This window comes from Alteromonas sp. NFXS44 (assembly GCF_040148705.1).
Lineage (GTDB): Bacteria > Pseudomonadota > Gammaproteobacteria > Enterobacterales > Alteromonadaceae > Alteromonas.
Window position 1 is genome coordinate 206176 of record NZ_JAGDEA010000011.1, and the last position, 17674, is coordinate 223849.

Sequence of the window (17674 nt, forward strand, 5' to 3'; positions counted from 1 at the left end):
TTAAGTAGTGCGCCCCATATTCCACCACTCCACACTGAATGATGCCGCGTTAAGGGATGTTGTGCACCTGCTGCACTCTAATGCCTTTAACGGCATGATTATCTCTGTCGCTGCCATCAGTGCGCTGGCATTCGGGTTCGATACACCGGAAACCCATTCAGTCAAACGACTCTTCTGGCTGATCATGGTGTCTGTTTTACTGCTTCGCTTTCTTGATGCCATATTCTGGATGAAAGTACTCAGGCAGAAAGACAAATCTCCCCGTCCCGCATTTTTCCGGTTCGCCATCGGTGTCACACTGACAGCCATCATCTGGGGGCTCTATTGCGTTACCCTGTACCCGCTGATGGATATTATGGAGCTGGCTACCACTGTTGTTGTGCTGTCAGCCCTGGCGGGCGGTGCAGCGGCAGTGCTCGGTGCCAGCCGGCCGCTGGTATGGACTTACTGCACGCTGTTGCTGATCCCGGTTTCCGTAATGGCATTGACAGATCCGCGTAAAGAATTATTCATGCTGGGCCTGCTTGGTTTCGGCTTCTGCATCATCATGCTGGATACCTCCCGCAAAACCAATGCCTTTTATCTGGAGACCATCAGCTTACGGGAAAAGAATCAGGCGCTGGTGGAACAAATGGCAGAAGAGCGCAATGAAGTGGTAAGAGTAAATGAAGCTCTGCGTCTGAGTAACCAGAAACTGGATAATATGAATGCGACACTGGAAGCCGAAGTACATTCCCGCACAGAAGATATTGTGCGCCTTTCTAACCGCGACCCCCTCACCGGCCTGATGAACCGGGCGGCGTTCTTAAATACCCTGCGGGATAAATTGAAACAGGCCGCCTTCAGGGGAGAAAAGCTGGCTATCCTGTTTACTGATCTCGACGGCTTTAAACAGGTGAACGACAGTCTCGGCCACCAAACCGGTGACCGGGTGCTGGTCTCTGTCGCCTCAAGATTCCGGCAATTTGCACCGGACGATTCTTTATCACGGTGGGGAGGCGACGAATTCATTATTGTTGCTACGTTCAGCAATCTCAGCAAAATAGTGCAACTGGCAAAAAATATCCGCGCCAGTATTGCTCAGGGCATGGCTATAGACAGAAATATCATCAATCTTGATGCCACGACAGGTATTGCTATTTTTCCGGATCATGGCGACAACGAACAGCTTTTGATCCAGCGTGCCGACATCACCATGTATCATGAGAAACGTCGCGGCGTGAACCATACCGGCATTTTCAGTGACAACGTGTATGATGCGGTATGCAGAGAAATGCAGTTACGGGACGGACTTCGTTCTGCCATCATTAATGACCAGTTGCACCTTGCTTATCAACCTATTGTAGATGCCGGTACCGGCCGTGTGTGGTCTTACGAAGCGCTGCTGCGGTGGCAATTTAACGGGCACCCCGTCTCTCCCGCAGACTTTATTCCTGTCGCTGAACGTTCGGGCCTTATCAACGATATCGGATTATGGGTGCTGTCAAAAGCGTGCGAAACCGCAGCAGGCTGGAAAGACCCTGACGTTGCCGTTTCGGTGAACGTATCAGTGATTCAGCTTATGGAAGATAACTTCATCCTCAAACTCGACGAAGTACTCAGTCATACGGGCCTTGCGCCTTCCAGGTTGCATCTGGAAATTACAGAATCTGTATTCGCAGACAATAAACAAAAGCTTGCGGCGCAGGTGAATGCCATAAAAAATCGCCGGGTAGCCGTTTCCATAGACGATTTCGGTACCGGCTTTTCATCGCTGAGTCAGCTTCAGCTCCTGCATTTTGATCACATTAAAATTGACCGGTCGTTTATTCATAACCTCGACTCAGCAGGCGGCCCGATTATACGTGCGACCCTACTGATTGCCGGCGAGTTCGGCTGTAAAACCGTTGCCGAAGGGGTAGAAACAGCAGAACAGGCTACAAGGCTTAAGGCGATGGGTGTAGACTACCTGCAAGGATTTTACTTCGCCAGGCCTGAGCGTGCAGAGGCACTGACCAGCCGGCTTGAAACAGAACAATAATAATCACATGGCTCAACTTTACTTTTACTACTCTGCAATGAATGCAGGGAAATCTACCTCACTGCTCCAGTCTGCTTACAACTACCGTGAACGGGGTATGCATGTACTGATTTTCACAGCGGCAATCGATGACCGCTATGATGTGGGTAAGGTCACCTCAAGAATTGGTTTGCAGGCCGACGCCAGTTTATACGGTAACGAAGATAACTTGTTCCGGCAGGTATTTAAGGCTCACCGTGCCCAGCCGCTGGACTGCGTATTTATTGATGAAGCGCAGTTTCTGACTAAGGCGCAGGTAAGACAACTGGTAGAAATTGTCGACGAACTGGATATTCCCGTGCTGGCCTACGGACTCCGGACAGATTTTCTCGGTGAAACCTTCGAAGGCAGCCATTATCTGCTGGCCTGGGCTGATAAATTTACCGAGCTGAAAACAGTCTGTCACTGCGGTCGCAAAGCCACATTTGTGGTGCGGATGGATGAACAGGGCCAGCCTGTCACCGGCGGTAATCAGGTTGAGATTGGCGGTAACGACCGTTATGAATCTATGTGCCGCAAACACTTCAAACAGCTGGTGTGGGATCAACCGTCGGCGTAGCTTCCCTTCAGCGGCTCCCTGCAGCGCCGGGTCGTTGATCCGCCACCCTGTGCCACTGAACCTCTGGCAGTTGACAAGCCCCTCAATATTCTCAACAGTGGTGTAAAAAGATAAAGGAGTACACCACTTGCGCAGGCTTTTTCTCACCGGCTTATGTGCCACCCTCATTGCAGCTCAGGCTGCGGCTGATACGCAACCGGTAAACCGGTTGCCATCTGATTTGAAAACATTGCCGGATACCATTGACCGGGCTTTGTCAGAATTTTACACCCCGGGCATGAGCGTGGGCATTGTGAAAAATGGCAAGATTGTGTACCTCGCCGGACATGGTCTCAGAGATAAAGAGCAAGGGCTGCCAGTGACACCTGACACCTGGTTCAGACTGGCTTCTGTCAGCAAAGCATTTACAGCCACTACCGTGGCACAACTGGTAGACGAAGAAAAACTTAACTGGCACACAAAAGTCGAAGACGTGCTGCCCGGCTTCAGGATGGCCGACCCCTTTGCCAGCCGCGAAATGGATATCACCGATCTGTTAACCCACCGCAGCGGTTTGGGTTCAGGTGCCGGAGACAGCATGTTATGGCCGGAGCCCTCTGGGTTCAGCCGGAGGGATATCGTGCATAACCTGCGCTTTCTGACGCCTCAATACAGTTTTCGCAGTGAATACGCCTATTCCAATGTGATGTATATCACAGCCGGGGAAATAGTGGCTCATCTGACGGAAGACAGCTGGGAATCCCGCTTACAAAACCGTGTATTTGCTCCCCTTGGTATGGACTGCTTTGGTGGTGATGTGCCGGGCTATGTGCTCGAAAACCGCGCCATCAGTTACGGCCACAATGATGAGAGAGGCATCTATCCCATTCCCCGTAACCAGCTGGCAGAAAAAGGCATTGTCTCTGCTGCAGCCGGCGGCATCAGCTGTAATGCTACGGGTATGCTGAAGTGGGTTCAGATGTGGCTGGATGAAGGTAAAAGTGCCGGCGGTGAAACCATTCTCTCAGAAGATGCATACAACACCATGCTGACGCCGCAAACCTTGTTGTCTGTTGATGACACTGACGAAGAATGGGACCACATGCATTTTAAGGCATATGGCCTCGGCTGGCGGCTTATGGATATTTTCGGCCATAAGGTAATCTCTCATACCGGCACCTTATCCGGTTATCAGACGTATGTGGCTTTCGTACCGGATCAACAACTGGGTGTGGTGGCACTGAATAACGGCTCCAACTACGGTGCCCGCGGCGCTGTCATGCAAACCATCCTCAAAGCTTACCTGCCTGAAAGTGATAAAAGAAACTGGATAGATGAATACCGGGCTTATCAGGATGAGCAGGAAGAGAAATATCTGGCCAGACACACGACTCCCTCTGGCAGTGGTGAAGTGCTGTTACCGCAAAACACCTACGCCGGACAATTCAGCGACGAATGGTTTGGCCTGATGACCGTTTACCCTGAAGGCGACACCCTGCGGATAAAATCTGACAAAATGCCCACACTCACCGGCAGACTGGAGCCCTTTGACGATCATACATTTGTGATCCGCTGGGACAACCAGAACGCAGCCAGTGACGCCTTTATCCGTTATCAGGTGAATGTAAAGCGGGAAGTCACCGGCTTCACCCTCTACCCGTTTACAGAAAGTGAAATAACCAACCATGAATGGCGGGATATGGTTTTCAAGGTTGATAAGAAATAGCCCGGCCAGGATGCAGAATCATCAGGAAAGCGATTAGAGCGATTAGTATTTAAGATTTTAATCGCTTTATAAAATCACATAATCTGTACCCAACTTAACAAGGAGCAGATTATGGCTAAGATGATTCAAAAACTGGTAAGCAAAAACAAAACACAATCCACCCCGGCAATGACCTGTAATTATCAGAATAATTACTATGGCGACCAGATATGTGTGTCTTGCACACCTCTCAAAGATAAACAGGCGTAAAGGTAACTTTAAGGTCACTCCCCTGTCTGCAGATACCGGCAACACCGGAAATAAAAAAGCCCGCACCGGAAACCGGTGCGGGCAATGCTATTTCACAGGGAGAGTGAATCAGTCGAACAGGTACTTCAGAGATACCACAGTAGTGCGGCCGTTTAGCGGGCGGGCACGAATGTAGCTGCCTACCGCTGCAGAGCCTTCTTCAGATTCTGTGATAACAAACTCATCAGTAGCGTTGTTTACATTCAGAGAAACTGAGAACTGGTCATTAACCCAGTAAGTGGCAAATACATTCACCAGGTTATAAGCATCCTGTTTCAGGTCATTATTGTCCTGAACATAGTACTCGGTAGAGCCCTGCAGAGATGCACCCACCGACCAGAAATCAGTGACGTATTCCGGTGTAATTGTCCAGATCCAGTCAGCCTGACGACGGGGTGTGTTGCCCACCAGCGTTGCATCATTCGCGTCTTTGCTGATTTCAGCATCTGTCCATGTGAGGTTACCGGACAGCACGAAGTTATCAGTTGCATTCCAGCGTCCTTCAAATTCCAGACCTGTTGCTTCATATTCGCGCATGAACGTCAGACCGCTGGTCACTTCAGCCTGAGTATCTTCCGTCACTGTGTCGAACAGCGTAGCGTTCAGCATCAGATCACGGGTGCCGTACTTATAACCAATTTCAAGTTGCTTGGTTGTATCGAAGCCTGATGTTGTGTTGGTCAGACTGCCATCAGTATTCAGTGTGCCGCCAATTTGCAGCAGACGGTCTGCCAGCGCACGGCCACCTTTCGAGTAGCGGGCGAACAGGGTTTGCGTTTCGCTCGGTAAATAAGAACCACCCAGTGACCAGGAAGTGTTATTGGCACTGTAGTCAACAATTTGCGATGACGCACCGGCGCGGTTCAGGTTATTCACACCGCCGCTGATGAAGCCGCTGTTCTGCGCAGACGCATCTTCAATCTGTTCAATAACACCGTTTCCGTTAATGTCGTAATCAGCATTGCCGCCACAGCAATCGCTGATCAGTTCACCCGATGCATCAACACTGTCGTAACGCACTGAAGCATCAATAAGAATGTTGTCTGACAGTTCAAAGCCTACGTTCATGTAGGGTGCAGTTGTCACATAGTTCAGATCCCACTCATACGACAGGAAGCTGGCTGACAGCAGGCCGTTGGATACCAGTTCAGTACCATCAGCATCTGTAATATTCAGCAACTGCGAGTTGTCACCGTCCAGCGTCTGGATAAAGGTTTGCCAGCTTGCCCAGCTCGTCGCAATATCCTGATTTGAATAGTAATAACCTACTGTCAGTGATACGCCGTTATCAAACTCTTTACGCAGGCTCAGATCGTTAATCATGTTACCCAGGTCATTGAGACGGGCATCAAACTGTAAGTTAGTAAATGCTTCGCCGGTATACACTTCACCTGCACCCGGACCATTCGCCAGAGTAACTGTGGTGCTGTCGCAGTTCAGCGCATTACCTTCACCATCGAGCGCGCCGGAACACAGTGCCGCAGCAAAGTTTGATACATCGCCCGGCCCGGCAGGGAAACCGTCAGTGAAAGGTGCAATGAATCCACCGGAAACATCCGAAATACGGAATTTGTTTAACAGGAACAGATTGTCCGCGACTTCCAGGTCTACTTCCACGCCGAATGAATTAACTTCTGATGAAATACCATCGCGTATGTCACGGTTTTCCGGGTTGCCGTAGCTGTCAAAAGTAGAAATATTCGTGTTATACACCGAGTTCAGGGCCTGTGAACTGGCATCAAAACCGGGAACAGGACCGTACTCACCGTTACCTTTAACCAGTACCGGAGATGGCAGATAAGTGGAGACTTTATCGTCCAGGTTTTTGTAGAAGAAACGGATGTGACCGTTATCCAGCAGCCTGGTGATATTAAACTTCACCTGGCCGCCTTTATCACCGTGATAACCGGTGTCACGGGTACCTTCACCGCCGCGGGCAAAACCGGCAATGTGATAATACAGGTCGTCGCTGATTTCACCACCGTAACGGAAGTCCAGGCGCATTTCATCGTAATCCACACCAAAAGATGTACCGATAGCACCACCCCCGGTTTCACCGGTGTTGCTGATCATATTGATAACACCGCCCGGCGAGTTACTGGCAAACGTTGACGCTGAACCGCCACGGACCGCTTCTACATTAGCCACTGACCAGTCATAACGGATGAAGTTATCAGCATTACCAAAGTTGATATCACCGTATTCCAGTACCGGTAAGCCATCTTCATGAATTTGCAGAAATTTGGAACCGCCGGTAGCCAGAGGGATACCACGGATAGTGATGTTCGCGTTACCGCCACCACCTGAAGACTCAGCACGGATCCCCGGAATAGCACGGAACACTTCAGCAGTAGAGCGTGGCGCAAGTTTTACGATATCGTCTTCGTTAAAGGAACTGACCGACACGCTGGCTTCCTGCATGGTGGCACCACCAGGGGTTGCAGTCACAACGATTTGTTCGTATTTGGCTTTATCCTGGGATTCAGCGTCAGTATTGTCCTGAGCAAAAACGGGACTGGCTATGACTGCGCTGACAGCCAACGCTAATCTACTGAATGCATAACGCTTGTTCATGTTTTCTCCGGGAGAGTGTTTGAGTGTTTACAGGCTAACAATCCGGTCACTTTTCTAACGGGCAGCTTATTCCCACCTTCTTTACAACCGAACTTAATCGTTTAAGAATTTAATCTAAAAACTTTCCAGTGTAAATACAATGTGAAGAATTTATATAACAAAGACAATAGACGACACGATATAATCAATATAAATCATTGATTTATGATTGATAAAATTTTATTAACGTGTTTTAAAATATACCCAAAGGGATAACAATTTAATCTTATTTGATTAAGATAAGTACAAAGAGACAGGCAATTATGAAGACAGGTACCGCTTGAATTGTCCGGCCAGACTGACGCCGGCCGGTGCAGCAGATGAAAAGGTGCAACAAAAAAAGCAATTTACAAAGAGAAAGAGACGGCATTCTGAAGCGATGCCGGAAGCGATATTAAATAGTACCGCCGTTAAGAAGTTCGAAATCGAGTATTACAGAGTCAGCCTGCTCACCTTCCAGTAGCAGCTTTGCGGCAGTTTCCCCCTTTTCGATGCTCGACTGGCAAACCGTGGTGAGAACAGGACGGGTACGGCGGGCTTCGTCAATACCGTCAAAGCCGGTAATTTTCAGTTCCTGCGGCACTTTAATGCCCTTGCTGAGCGCACATTGCAACAACTCCAGTGCAATCATGTCACTCATGCACAGTACGGTTTGCGGGCGGGGTGAAATACTCAGCACTTCATTGGCGGCCTGACGGGCAAAATTTCCCCCGCTCTCCGGAATATGCCAAATCCATTCATTATTAATGTCGCAATTTTTGCGTTTCATCGCCCTGAAATATCCATCAAGCCGGCGATGAGAAATTGCACTGTCTGAGTCCAGCAGCGGACTGTCGTATACCCTGCAGGTCACGGGTGAGTCGATAAGTTTCAGTCCCAGAATAGCGGCACGTCCACCTTCTTCCAGTGCTTCCATCGCAATCTGAAAAGCGGCATTCTCGTTATCGATGTTCACTGAGGGGCAGCCTTCAAGGTTGAAGTCTACCGTGACCACCGGTTTACTTAATTGCCGTAGTTCTTCACCTAATTTCGGGTTTTGGGGCGCACCATAGCAGATAAAGCCGTCAACGAAATCGGCCACATCGGTAATAGTTTGTGCATTACCGGCATACAAGAGTAAATGCTTTTGTGCATCCTGCAGCACAGAAGAAACGCCACGGATGAAGGTAGATGCAACAGGGTCACTGACCATGTATTCAATGTTATCGGCAAGCACCAGCGCCACAATATTAGACTGACCTTTACGGAGGATCTGCGCTGCTTTATTCGGCCCGCTGTAACCTATTTCTTTACAGGCAGCCAGAATGGCATCACGCCTGGCGGCAGAAAGCTGGTCCGGGCGGTTAAAGGCATTAGAGATGGTTGCGGTAGAAACGCCCAGCTTTTCAGCCACATCTTTTAAAGTCAGTTTTACTTTCTTCATTGTTACGGCAAAGGTCACTGTACTGAATGCCGGCAGGCATTATTAAACGGGTGCAATCTTAATCGATTAACATTTTTTTAAAATTTTAGCACAGTGATGGTAACCGGTACGACTTTATTTTCAATTTTTACCGCCGTCGTACCGGTGAAGTAGTAATTTAACAGGAAAACTAGCTGTAAACGGGCCTTGCTGCGGTAAGTTCAGCCACTTTCTGTTTAATGGCCGCAGCCGTGTCTGCGCAGTCCGGCGCACTAAGCAAATCACACATCCATCCGGCCAGTTGCTGACAATCTGCTTTAGTGAAGCCCCGTGAAGTGACTGCCGGAGTGCCGATGCGAATACCACTGGTGACAAATGGAGACTGGGGATCATCAGGCACCGTGTTCTTATTAACGGTTATATTCACACTGTTCAGCAACGCATCGGCTGCTTTACCGGTCATGCCCTTGCTGATCAGGCTCAACAGAAACATGTGGTTGTCAGTGCCGCCGGATACCACATCAAAGCCACGCTCAATAAAGACTTCTGCCATCGCTCTGGCGTTGTCTACCACCTGTTGCTGATACACCTTATAGACGTCAGACATGGCTTCTTTTAACGCCACCGCTTTGGCTGCAATGACATGCATAAGCGGACCGCCCTGAATACCCGGAAAAATCAGTGAATTGAATTTCTTTTCCAGTTCGGGGGCAGACTGACAAAGGATTAATCCTCCCCGAGGCCCGCGCAGTGTTTTGTGGGTGGTGGTGGTAACCACATGTGCCGCTTTCACAGGGTTGGGATACACACCGGCGGCCACAAGGCCGGCAACATGAGCCATATCCACCATCAACCACGCACCAACACTGTCGGCGATATCTCTGAAACGCTGCCAGTCAACGATGCGGGAATACGCCGAGAAGCCGGCAACAATCACTTTTGGCTTATGGGTTTTTGCCAGCTCTGCAACCTGTTCATAGTCAATTTCACCGGATTCCGGGTTAATACCGTATTGCACAGCGTTGTACAATTTACCGGAGAAATTCGGCTTTGCACCGTGTGTCAGGTGACCACCGTGATCGAGGCTGAGACCTAAAATGGTATCGCCCGGAGAGAGCAACGCCATGTAAACCGCCGCATTTGCCTGCGAGCCTGAGTGAGGCTGAACATTGGCGTAATCTGCACCGAATAAGGCTTTAGCGCGGTCGATAGCAAGTTGTTCGGCAACATCCACTTCTTCACAGCCGCCATAATAACGTTTCCCCGGATACCCCTCAGCGTACTTGTTGGTTAACTGACTTCCCTGTGCCGCCATTACCGCCCGGCTGGTGTAATTTTCAGATGCGATCAGTTCGATATGATCTTCCTGACGCAGCGTCTCTTTTGCGATTACCGCAGCGATTTCAGGATCCACATTATTCAGCGATTCATTCAGCAGCTTCATGATAACTCCATTGTGTTTTGATTTTCTTTATGCTAAATCTGGTATCGCAATAAATAAAATTAATAAAAACAATAGAGCCATAAGTTTCCAAAATAGGGTTGCCTGCCTATTTTTATTTTGGAGTGTAGCCATGAAAAATTTGTCCGTGGATTTCTTACGTTCATTTGTGACGATTGCGCAGACGGGTAGCTACACTTTATGTGCGGAACGTTTAAAACGCACACAACCAGCTATCAGCCTGCAAATCAAAAAACTTGAAGAAATGGTGGGGGAAAAGCTGTTTTCCCGCGAAGGCAACCGTCTTACTCTGACGCTGGCAGGCAGCAAGCTGCTGGAATTCGGTATGAAAATACTCATGCTGAATGACCAGGCGATGGCTGAATTTGGTCGTCCTCAGGTCAGCGGGAATATCAAACTGGGGATCCCCAGTGAATTTTCCACGACCCTGATGCCTAAGATCATTCGACGCTTTACCCAGTCTTATCCGGAAGTTTCTCTGGAAGTACACTGTGCGCTGAGTAAAGATTTATTGTGTGAACCACTGAAAAACCAGTTCGATTTAATCCTGTCCCTGCAGGAGATACCCGACCCCGACCAGGATGGTTACATCGTGACAGACCAGCTGGTGTGGGTTGGCAGTCAGCGCTTTGTTAACAGCATTCCTGAAAAGCTGCCTATTATCGCCGCCCCGGCCCCCTGTATTTACCGAAAACGTGCAACCAACCTGTTAGGAAAGCACCGTAAGCAGTGGCAAATTGTGTACACCATCGGCGATCTCAACGGTATTCAGACCGCCATCAATGAAGGATTGGGCATTACCGTACTGGCGAGAAGTACTGTACCGAACGGCTTGCATATTTTGTCCCCGTCCCCGGCGCTGCCTGAGCTGGGTCATATCGGGGTGTGTCTGGTCAATCCGCAGAAAGTGCGCTCTGAAGCCATAGAACTGCTGGCCAAAACCATGGTGACAGAGCTGTCTGCCTGCTGAAGAGACTCAAAGAAGTCTCCCGTCCCGACAATGTTATCAGAGCATTATTGCCGCAACTGCATGTTAATAAAAGAAATATCAAAATCTGCCGGAATTTCCGGTATCATTCAGAAATCCGATAAGAAGTAAGGTAGTAAAGACAAGGCATGGTGTCAGCTCAGGTACCCATTGCCCTGTCTGCCTTGAATTGCTGAGAGTAACATCAGGCAATTTCGCAGTAGTAGTTGAAAGGAAAGCGGTGAGCGCACAAAGCCAGAACCCCGACAGTATTTACACAAAGCAAGTAAAACAACTCATCAACATGATTTACCCTCAGGAAACCGGCTTCGGCTCCGTTTTCGAAGATGCCAGTGATTACTTTTCTCATACTCCAATCCTTGAAAAGCAAGTTGAAGATTTAAAAACGCAACTCAGTAAAATTGAAGGAAATAAAAAAAGAAAAGTTCTGGCAGAGCAACTTGCACGGCAAATAAAGAATCATAAAGAAAAGCTCAAAGAAGAAAGGCTTGCACGTTTAAAAAGGTTGAACGACGTAAGCACAAAAATCATCGAACTTTGTGAAGGTGACAACTGGCAGGAAACACAGCAGTCCAGCGCGAAGCTGCTTGGAACGCTGATGTTACTTACGCGGGGCCCGTCGGGTACTTTTGCCCGCCTTCATATGCGTCTTAAGCCTTTGTATAAGGCCGTACTGACATTACGCTTAGCCGACAGACTTTTGGCACACGACACTATCGCTGATAAATATCTGTCGAAGTATCGCGAATCCGCATCACGCTTTCGTGGAAACCGTTATTGGCGTGATAAATGGAAAATTGAGCTGGGACGTCCCCTGATCCTGGCCGCACTTTTGCAGGATATCGGCTTACAGAGTCCCGCCGCGCAAACCATCCTCAAAGGTGAGAATGGTGATCTGAATGAATTCCGGTTATTAGAAGACGCACAGCGAAAAGCGCTGTTGAAGCTTAACTACCATTATACACTCAGATACATTTCAGAAGGCTTAGGGCTACCTGATTATGTGGGAAATGATAAGGAAGAAAGAGACCGGTTCGTCCAGACCCATAAAGACGCCGGCGAATTTCTGTATCAATTAGTGAAAGACGCGTTTGTTTCCAAAACAGGTCTGGGTGAGATAGTTAAAATTCCACAAATTTATGTTTCTATCGTGCTTTCAACCAAATCAGACTATTCGCGCAAAAGCTTGCCGAAAGGTTATATGCTGATTGAGCAACTTGCGAAAAAAGATGGCTTAAATAAACAGTTAGCTCAGGATTTCATTGAGCTTGTAGGTTACTTCCCGCAAGGTTTCGGTGTTACCTATATTCCGGTCAATGAAAAAGGTCAGGAAAAAGATCAATATGAATGCGCCATCGTGATTGGGCTCAATCCCCCTAATCCGGCAGAACCTCTGTGCAAAGTGGTAACAAGAAATCAGAAGTACATTTCAAGCGGTGCGCAAGAAATCATTCCTAAGGGAAGAAACCTGTACTTTCCCGCCAACCGGAAAAAGTTAATGCGTATGGGGAAAGACAGGTTGAGTGAAATAATGAGTCAGTTGTCAGGCAACTTTATCCCTGATGCCATCGACGATTTGGTGCCCGGTCTCTGGGAGCCCTTCAACTTTTTCAGCTTTAAAAAGCATCAGAATTTATGGGCGAAAAACAAATAGTATATAAGGCTAACTTAAGGCAACCAGGTACTTCAAAGTGGCAGAGCTAACATGGTGACAGAGCTGTCTGCCTGCTGAGGAGACTCAAAGGAGTCTCCCGCTCTCATACAACCCGTAGAACATAGCAGCATTGCCCATCAGTAATCCTGCATAGAGTCCGAACCGTCCGCAGAATAACCCGACGGATTTTTGCCTTGTCTGCCCGGCAGATAGTTGATCGGCCAGAATCATATTTTGCATCTTGACGGTTTGTACAATGATGATGCCCATCATCACCTGGTACATCAGAACCGGCCCCGCCCAACCCGTTGTAAACTCATAGGCCGCTGTCCACAGCGCACCGGCAATCAGCGTCGCTGTAACGGTTCTGTTCCGCTCTTTTTTCAGTGCGGCTTTGCGCTCTTCATGCTGCATATAACGCAGGGGAATACTGGTGCTCATGTATACGGTTAATGCGCCGGCGGCAGCGGCCATCATGGCACCACTGAACAGCCATTTCACAGCCCCCCAGAACCCGCCTTTAGCGACAGAACCGGTTGCTGCATGAGCCGGTGTGCTGAACCCGGCACCAAATAAAACAGCACTGCTGATTGTCAGAGCCGGCGCAGTTGAAAGGATCAGCGATCCGTACTTTTCCATCAGTTTTTCACGCAGAGATAAACGGGCACGGTGAAGCTGCTGCCGTACGGCATCATCAGAAATATTCAGCAAGCGTGCTACCTGAGCACCGGATTGCTCTTCCCGGTAATACAACAAAACTACCTCCCGGGCCTCTTCAGGCAACTCATCTACCACTTTGCTTAATACCAAAGCCTGTTGATCACGGCTAAACGCCTGAACAGGTTCATCACTGTCGTTACAGAACTGTTCAAACAGCTTGTCGGCTTCCTCGCTGTCAGCCCGTGAGGATACCTTGTTATCCCGCAAATAGTTGAAAGCGGTATAGCGGGTAACCTGACGTACCCAGGGCAGAAAACTGGCAGGATTTTTTAATGTGCCCAATTTTTGCCAGCATTGAATATACACCTGCTGGGTGACTTCTTCACTGGCGTCAAGATCTTTCACCACTGCCAGTGCAATACTGCTGATGGTATTTCGTGTCGCCTCAATTAAACGGGTAAATGCGGATGTATCACCAGTCATGGCTAAACGGACATCCTTCTCAATAATCTGTGCACTCATAATGCTCCCTCCGCAACGCGTGAAACGAAACTGATTAACCTTACCGGCTTGCGGGGCGTCGTGAAAGTGTCTGCAGCCATTTTATCTTCTAGCATAATTATTCCCTGTTAACTGTCATAGTCAGGATATATCTGACATGTTCAGTACAAAGAAACCGCGGGAGGGTATTTTGTGACAAAAAAAGTAAAAAAAAGGGCAACCAGATGGTTGCCCGAAACGCTCAACAGAGCACGTACACATGAAATGCCCCCGCTGCGGGGGCCGTCTTACCGCTTTAACTAAAGTGGTGGACCCGGTTATCTTTCCGCTGCATCGCTTTGTTTATCCTGCCGCAATGGCCGGCGGCAGCGGAAAAGTTAAAAAAATCATCAGCAGGATCAATCCGACAAGAAACCTGACTACCCTTGCCTCTTTTTCAAGGGCAAAGCAATGAGGGCATCCGGTCCGGTTCTTGTCAGACATCACTGCATTTCCTTCTTATTTACTCGTCCCGCACCATGGGATACGACACGCCCAGCTGTTCCAGATAGGTGTCGTACTTTTCAGGATCGTAGTAGAACTTACGCATTTCACCGCGATACTGCTTCATGATATTTTCGTTGAGATTAATTTGCGGCTCATCGCCGTCACGGAGTAAAGACTGATACTTCACGTCTTTGGTCTGCACGTTATCGAAATAGTCCTGCATCTGTGGCAACAGTGCCGGATCAGTGAATAAATCGACCATCGTCATAGCATGTGCTTTCGCGCCGGCAATAATGCCTTTATGGGCAATAGGCGTTGCCATCGATACCGCATTCGCCCAGTTGTGGCCAGGCAGATTTGGAATGTTCGACGGATACAGCATAAAGATTGTCGGCACAGTCCAGGCGATATCCCCCACATCATCAGAACCACCGCCAGTGAGTTTTTCCAGCGGAGGCGGCTCAAAAATAGGCATCACTTTTTCCGGCAGGCCGGTAACTTCTGAACCAATTTCTTTTTGCAGCGCTTTCGCTAACGTCTGATCATCTTCCGACCATTCAGGCATGCCTATTTTCTTGATATTCTCATAGGCTGCCAGCGCCAGCGGCTTGTTGAAATGGCCCGGCCATGCAGTGCCCATTACCACAGAGTCCCAACTGGTGTTGGTCATCAGTGCCGCACCTTCCGCCATTTTATCGCCGACTTCCCACAGTGCTTTGATATGGGGGTAGTCCATTTCACGGAAGTAATACCATGCGGTTGCTTTGGGTGGCACCACGTTCGGCTGGTCACCACCATCCACAATCACCGAGTGCGTACGCTGGGCAATCCGCAAGTGCTCGCGGCGGTAGTTCATGCCAACACTCATCAGTTCAACCGCATCCAGCGCACTGCGTCCGCGCCAGGGGGAGCCCGCACTGTGAGCAGATTCACCGTAAAAATTATATTTAACTGACACCAGCCCGGAAAAAAACGGATTACCGTAGAAAGTACCGAAGCCGCTGCCCACATGGGAATACAACACAGCATCCACATCATCAAAATAACCGTCGCGAACATAGTACGCTTTGGTAGCCAGTTGCTCTTCAGCAACGCCCGGCCAGAGTACGATGGTGCCTTCAATGTTGTTTTTGATCATGTAATCTTTCATCGCCAGCGCGGCGATAATATTCACAACCTGACCGGAGTTATGACCTTCACCGTGTCCTGGCGCACCTTCCACAATTGGGTCGTGATAAGCCACACCGGGCTTCTGTGAAGCTTTGGGTATACCGTCAAGATCGGTGCCCAGCGCTATCACCGGTTTACCTGACCCCCATTTGGCATACCAGGCAGTAGGAATACCGGAAATGCCCTGCTCTACGTCAAAACCCTGCTCTGTCAGAAATTTAGTCAGATACGCCGAAGTTTCCGTTTCCTGAAAACCCAGCTCGCCAAAGCTGAAAATCATATCGTTCATGACCTGCGCCAGCTTGGCCTGTTCATCAACAGCACTCACCAGTTCTGTTTTCGCAGCATCCCGCTGCGCTTCTGTCAGCGTGGTGGCAGAGGCGGTCATCATCATGCCTGCAGATAACAGTGCCGCTGTCAGTGCATTACGGTAAAAACGTTTCATAAACACTCCTGAAAAAATCTGGCAGGCGGCAATACCGCCTGCATTCGGTATGACAGTTACTCGCGCACAGTGGGATAAGAAATACCCAGCTGTTCAAGGTATGTGTCGTATTTTTCAGGGTCGTAATAAAACTCAGACATATCGCCTTTAAACTCCGCCATAATACCTTTGTTCAGGTGCACTGCCGGTTGATCCTGTTCGCGCAGCAACGGCGTGTAAGAAGCGTCTTTGGTCTGCACGTTCTCGTAGTAATCACGGGCAGCATCCATCAGCGATTCATCGGTAAGCAGGTCAAATAGGGTCAGCGCCTGAGCTTTCGCACCTGCAACTACCCCTTTATGAGCAATTGGCGTTGCCATCGCTACAGCGTTAGACCAGTTGTGACCGGGCAAGTTAGGAATGTTTGCCGGGTAGCGCAGTGTAATGGTGGGCACTTGCCAGGAGATATCACCGATATCATCTGAGCCGCCTCCCATGTTTTTCTTGAGATCAGGTGGATCAGTGAGCTCATTAATTTCGGTATTCAGTCCTTCCGGCTCCACACCAATCTCTTTTTGCAACGCTTTGGCCAGCTCAATATCATCAGCCGACCACTCTGGCATACCTACCAGTTTGATATTCTCATAAGCGTCTTCAGCAATGGCTTTATTCATGTGCTGCGGCCAGGCAGAACCCAGAACAACAGAGTCCCAGGTAGTGTTTGACATCAATGACGCCCCTTCTGCCATTTTGTCACCGATTTCCCACAGGGATTTAATATGCGGATAGTCGGTTTCACGGAAGAAATACCAGCGACTCGCTTTTGATGGTACAACGTTCGGCTGGTCGCCGCCGTCAACCACGATAGAGTGCGTACGCTGTGACAGACGTAAGTGCTCACGGCGATAGCTCATACCCACTTCCATTAACTCCACAGCATCAAGCGCACTGCGGCCACGCCAGGGGGAACCGGCACTGTGAGCGGATTCACCGTAGAAGTTGTACTGAACAGAAATCAGGCCATTACCACGGCCGCCACCCCAGCTCGTGCCAAAACCGTTAGACACGTGTGAGAACAATACGGCGTCGACATCTTTAAAGTAGCCGTCACGAACATAATAGGCTTTAGTACCCAACTGCTCTTCCGCTACACCCGGCCATACCTTAATGGTGCCTTTCAGGCCATGTTCTTCCATGAACTCTTTCACGGCCAGAATCGCAATGATATTTACCACCTGACCTGAGTTATGCCCTTCACCGTGGCCAGGCGCACCTTCGATAACTGGATCGTGGTAAGCCACACCGGGTTTCTGCGACGCTTTAGGAATACCGTCAATGTCTGATCCCAGTGCAATGACCGGTTCACCTTCACCCCAGGTTGCCATCCAGGCGGTAGGGATGCCGGAAATCCCCTGCTCTACAGTAAAACCATTTTCCTTCAGCAGGTCGGTTAAATACTTTGAGGTCTGGAATTCCTGAAAGCCAAGCTCACCAAAGCTGAAAATCATATCGTTCATGATTTGCGCCTGTTTGGCTTTACCGTCAATGGCTTTAATTAACGCTTTTTTCGCATCCATGCGCTCATTCTGCGACATGCCGGTGGCAGCATCTGCTGCCAGCGACAATCCCGCCAGAGAAAGTCCGATTAGCGCACTTGTCATGCTTCTTTTAAACATTCTGTTTTCCTTTTTCATTGCGGGCAT

General features: G+C 49.2%; 13 protein-coding genes. 7 read left to right on the forward strand and 6 right to left on the reverse strand.

Annotation, left to right across the window (positions count from 1 at the left end; genetic code table 11):
• The first annotated feature begins 7 nt into the window (after window positions 1–7).
• From J3369_RS14705 to J3369_RS14720, 4 genes are all read left to right on the forward strand, one after another.
• Complete coding sequence (locus J3369_RS14705) at window positions 8–2020, forward strand: putative bifunctional diguanylate cyclase/phosphodiesterase (RefSeq protein WP_349588189.1); 2013 nt, start codon at window positions 8–10, stop codon at window positions 2018–2020.
• Between the two features lie 7 nt (window positions 2021–2027).
• Entirely contained in the window at window positions 2028–2618 is a 591-nt protein-coding gene (locus J3369_RS14710; RefSeq protein WP_119502075.1) for a thymidine kinase, read from the forward strand.
• A 127-nt stretch (window positions 2619–2745) separates the two neighbouring features.
• The gene (locus J3369_RS14715) at window positions 2746–4323 is read left to right on the forward strand and encodes a serine hydrolase (RefSeq protein WP_349588192.1); all 1578 of its coding nucleotides are present in this window, start codon (window positions 2746–2748) and stop codon (window positions 4321–4323) included.
• A 111-nt stretch (window positions 4324–4434) separates the two neighbouring features.
• Window positions 4435–4572: a hypothetical protein gene (locus J3369_RS14720; protein WP_349588195.1), complete on the forward strand. Its 138-nt coding sequence runs from the start codon at window positions 4435–4437 to the stop codon at window positions 4570–4572.
• Window positions 4573–4680: 108 nt separating this feature from the next.
• Here the strand turns inward: J3369_RS14720 and J3369_RS14725 are convergent, their stop codons facing one another.
• From J3369_RS14725 to glyA, 3 genes are all read right to left on the reverse strand, one after another.
• Window positions 4681–7185 carry a TonB-dependent receptor domain-containing protein gene (locus J3369_RS14725; protein WP_349588198.1) on the reverse strand — a complete coding sequence of 835 codons (2505 nt, stop codon included), beginning with the start codon at window positions 7183–7185 and terminating at the stop codon, window positions 4681–4683.
• Between the two features lie 433 nt (window positions 7186–7618).
• Window positions 7619–8647: a LacI family DNA-binding transcriptional regulator gene (locus J3369_RS14730; protein WP_349589166.1), complete on the reverse strand. Its 1029-nt coding sequence runs from the start codon at window positions 8645–8647 to the stop codon at window positions 7619–7621.
• Between the two features lie 169 nt (window positions 8648–8816).
• Window positions 8817–10064, reverse strand: coding sequence for a serine hydroxymethyltransferase (gene glyA / locus J3369_RS14735; RefSeq protein ID WP_502877472.1), 1248 nt, complete (start codon window positions 10062–10064; stop codon window positions 8817–8819).
• A 136-nt stretch (window positions 10065–10200) separates the two neighbouring features.
• Between glyA and J3369_RS14740 the strand changes: the two genes are divergently transcribed.
• Window positions 10201–11058 (forward strand): LysR family transcriptional regulator, encoded by an 858-nt coding sequence (locus tag J3369_RS14740; RefSeq protein WP_119502079.1) that lies wholly within the window; start codon window positions 10201–10203, stop codon window positions 11056–11058.
• Between the two features lie 238 nt (window positions 11059–11296).
• Entirely contained in the window at window positions 11297–12730 is a 1434-nt protein-coding gene (locus tag J3369_RS14745; protein WP_349588203.1) for a hypothetical protein, read from the forward strand.
• Window positions 12731–12814: 84 nt separating this feature from the next.
• On the opposite strand, the gene J3369_RS14750 is transcribed toward J3369_RS14745, so the two are convergent.
• Entirely contained in the window at window positions 12815–13912 is a 1098-nt protein-coding gene (locus tag J3369_RS14750; RefSeq protein ID WP_349588206.1) for an RNA polymerase sigma factor, read from the reverse strand.
• A 238-nt stretch (window positions 13913–14150) separates the two neighbouring features.
• Between J3369_RS14750 and J3369_RS14755 the strand changes: the two genes are divergently transcribed.
• Window positions 14151–14345 carry a hypothetical protein gene (locus J3369_RS14755; protein ID WP_349588209.1) on the forward strand — a complete coding sequence of 65 codons (195 nt, stop codon included), beginning with the start codon at window positions 14151–14153 and terminating at the stop codon, window positions 14343–14345.
• Between the two features lie 48 nt (window positions 14346–14393).
• Here the strand turns inward: J3369_RS14755 and J3369_RS14760 are convergent, their stop codons facing one another.
• Both J3369_RS14760 and J3369_RS14765 read right to left on the reverse strand, forming a co-directional pair.
• On the reverse strand, window positions 14394–15992 hold the full coding sequence (locus J3369_RS14760; protein WP_349588212.1) for a peptidase dimerization domain-containing protein: 1599 nt from the start codon (window positions 15990–15992) through the stop codon (window positions 14394–14396).
• 56 nt (window positions 15993–16048) lie between these two features.
• Window positions 16049–17647: a M20/M25/M40 family metallo-hydrolase gene (locus J3369_RS14765; RefSeq protein WP_349588215.1), complete on the reverse strand. Its 1599-nt coding sequence runs from the start codon at window positions 17645–17647 to the stop codon at window positions 16049–16051.
• Window positions 17648–17674: the final 27 nt, after the last annotated feature.

What these genes read in the sequence shown, in the direction of transcription:
- J3369_RS14730 (WP_349589166.1), bottom strand. Translation starts at nt 8,647, where the DNA reads ATGAAGAAAGTAAAACTGACTTTAAAAGATGTGGCTGAAAAGCTGGGC.
- J3369_RS14750 (WP_349588206.1), bottom strand. Translation starts at nt 13,912, where the DNA reads ATGAGTGCACAGATTATTGAGAAGGATGTCCGTTTAGCCATGACTGGT.
- J3369_RS14755 (WP_349588209.1), top strand. Translation starts at nt 14,151, where the DNA reads ATGAAATGCCCCCGCTGCGGGGGCCGTCTTACCGCTTTAACTAAAGTG.
- J3369_RS14760 (WP_349588212.1), bottom strand. Translation starts at nt 15,992, where the DNA reads ATGAAACGTTTTTACCGTAATGCACTGACAGCGGCACTGTTATCTGCA.
- J3369_RS14765 (WP_349588215.1), bottom strand. Translation starts at nt 17,647, where the DNA reads ATGTTTAAAAGAAGCATGACAAGTGCGCTAATCGGACTTTCTCTGGCG.
- J3369_RS14725 (WP_349588198.1), bottom strand. Translation starts at nt 7,185, where the DNA reads ATGAACAAGCGTTATGCATTCAGTAGATTAGCGTTGGCTGTCAGCGCA.
- J3369_RS14710 (WP_119502075.1), top strand. Translation starts at nt 2,028, where the DNA reads ATGGCTCAACTTTACTTTTACTACTCTGCAATGAATGCAGGGAAATCT.
- J3369_RS14720 (WP_349588195.1), top strand. Translation starts at nt 4,435, where the DNA reads ATGGCTAAGATGATTCAAAAACTGGTAAGCAAAAACAAAACACAATCC.
- J3369_RS14740 (WP_119502079.1), top strand. Translation starts at nt 10,201, where the DNA reads ATGAAAAATTTGTCCGTGGATTTCTTACGTTCATTTGTGACGATTGCG.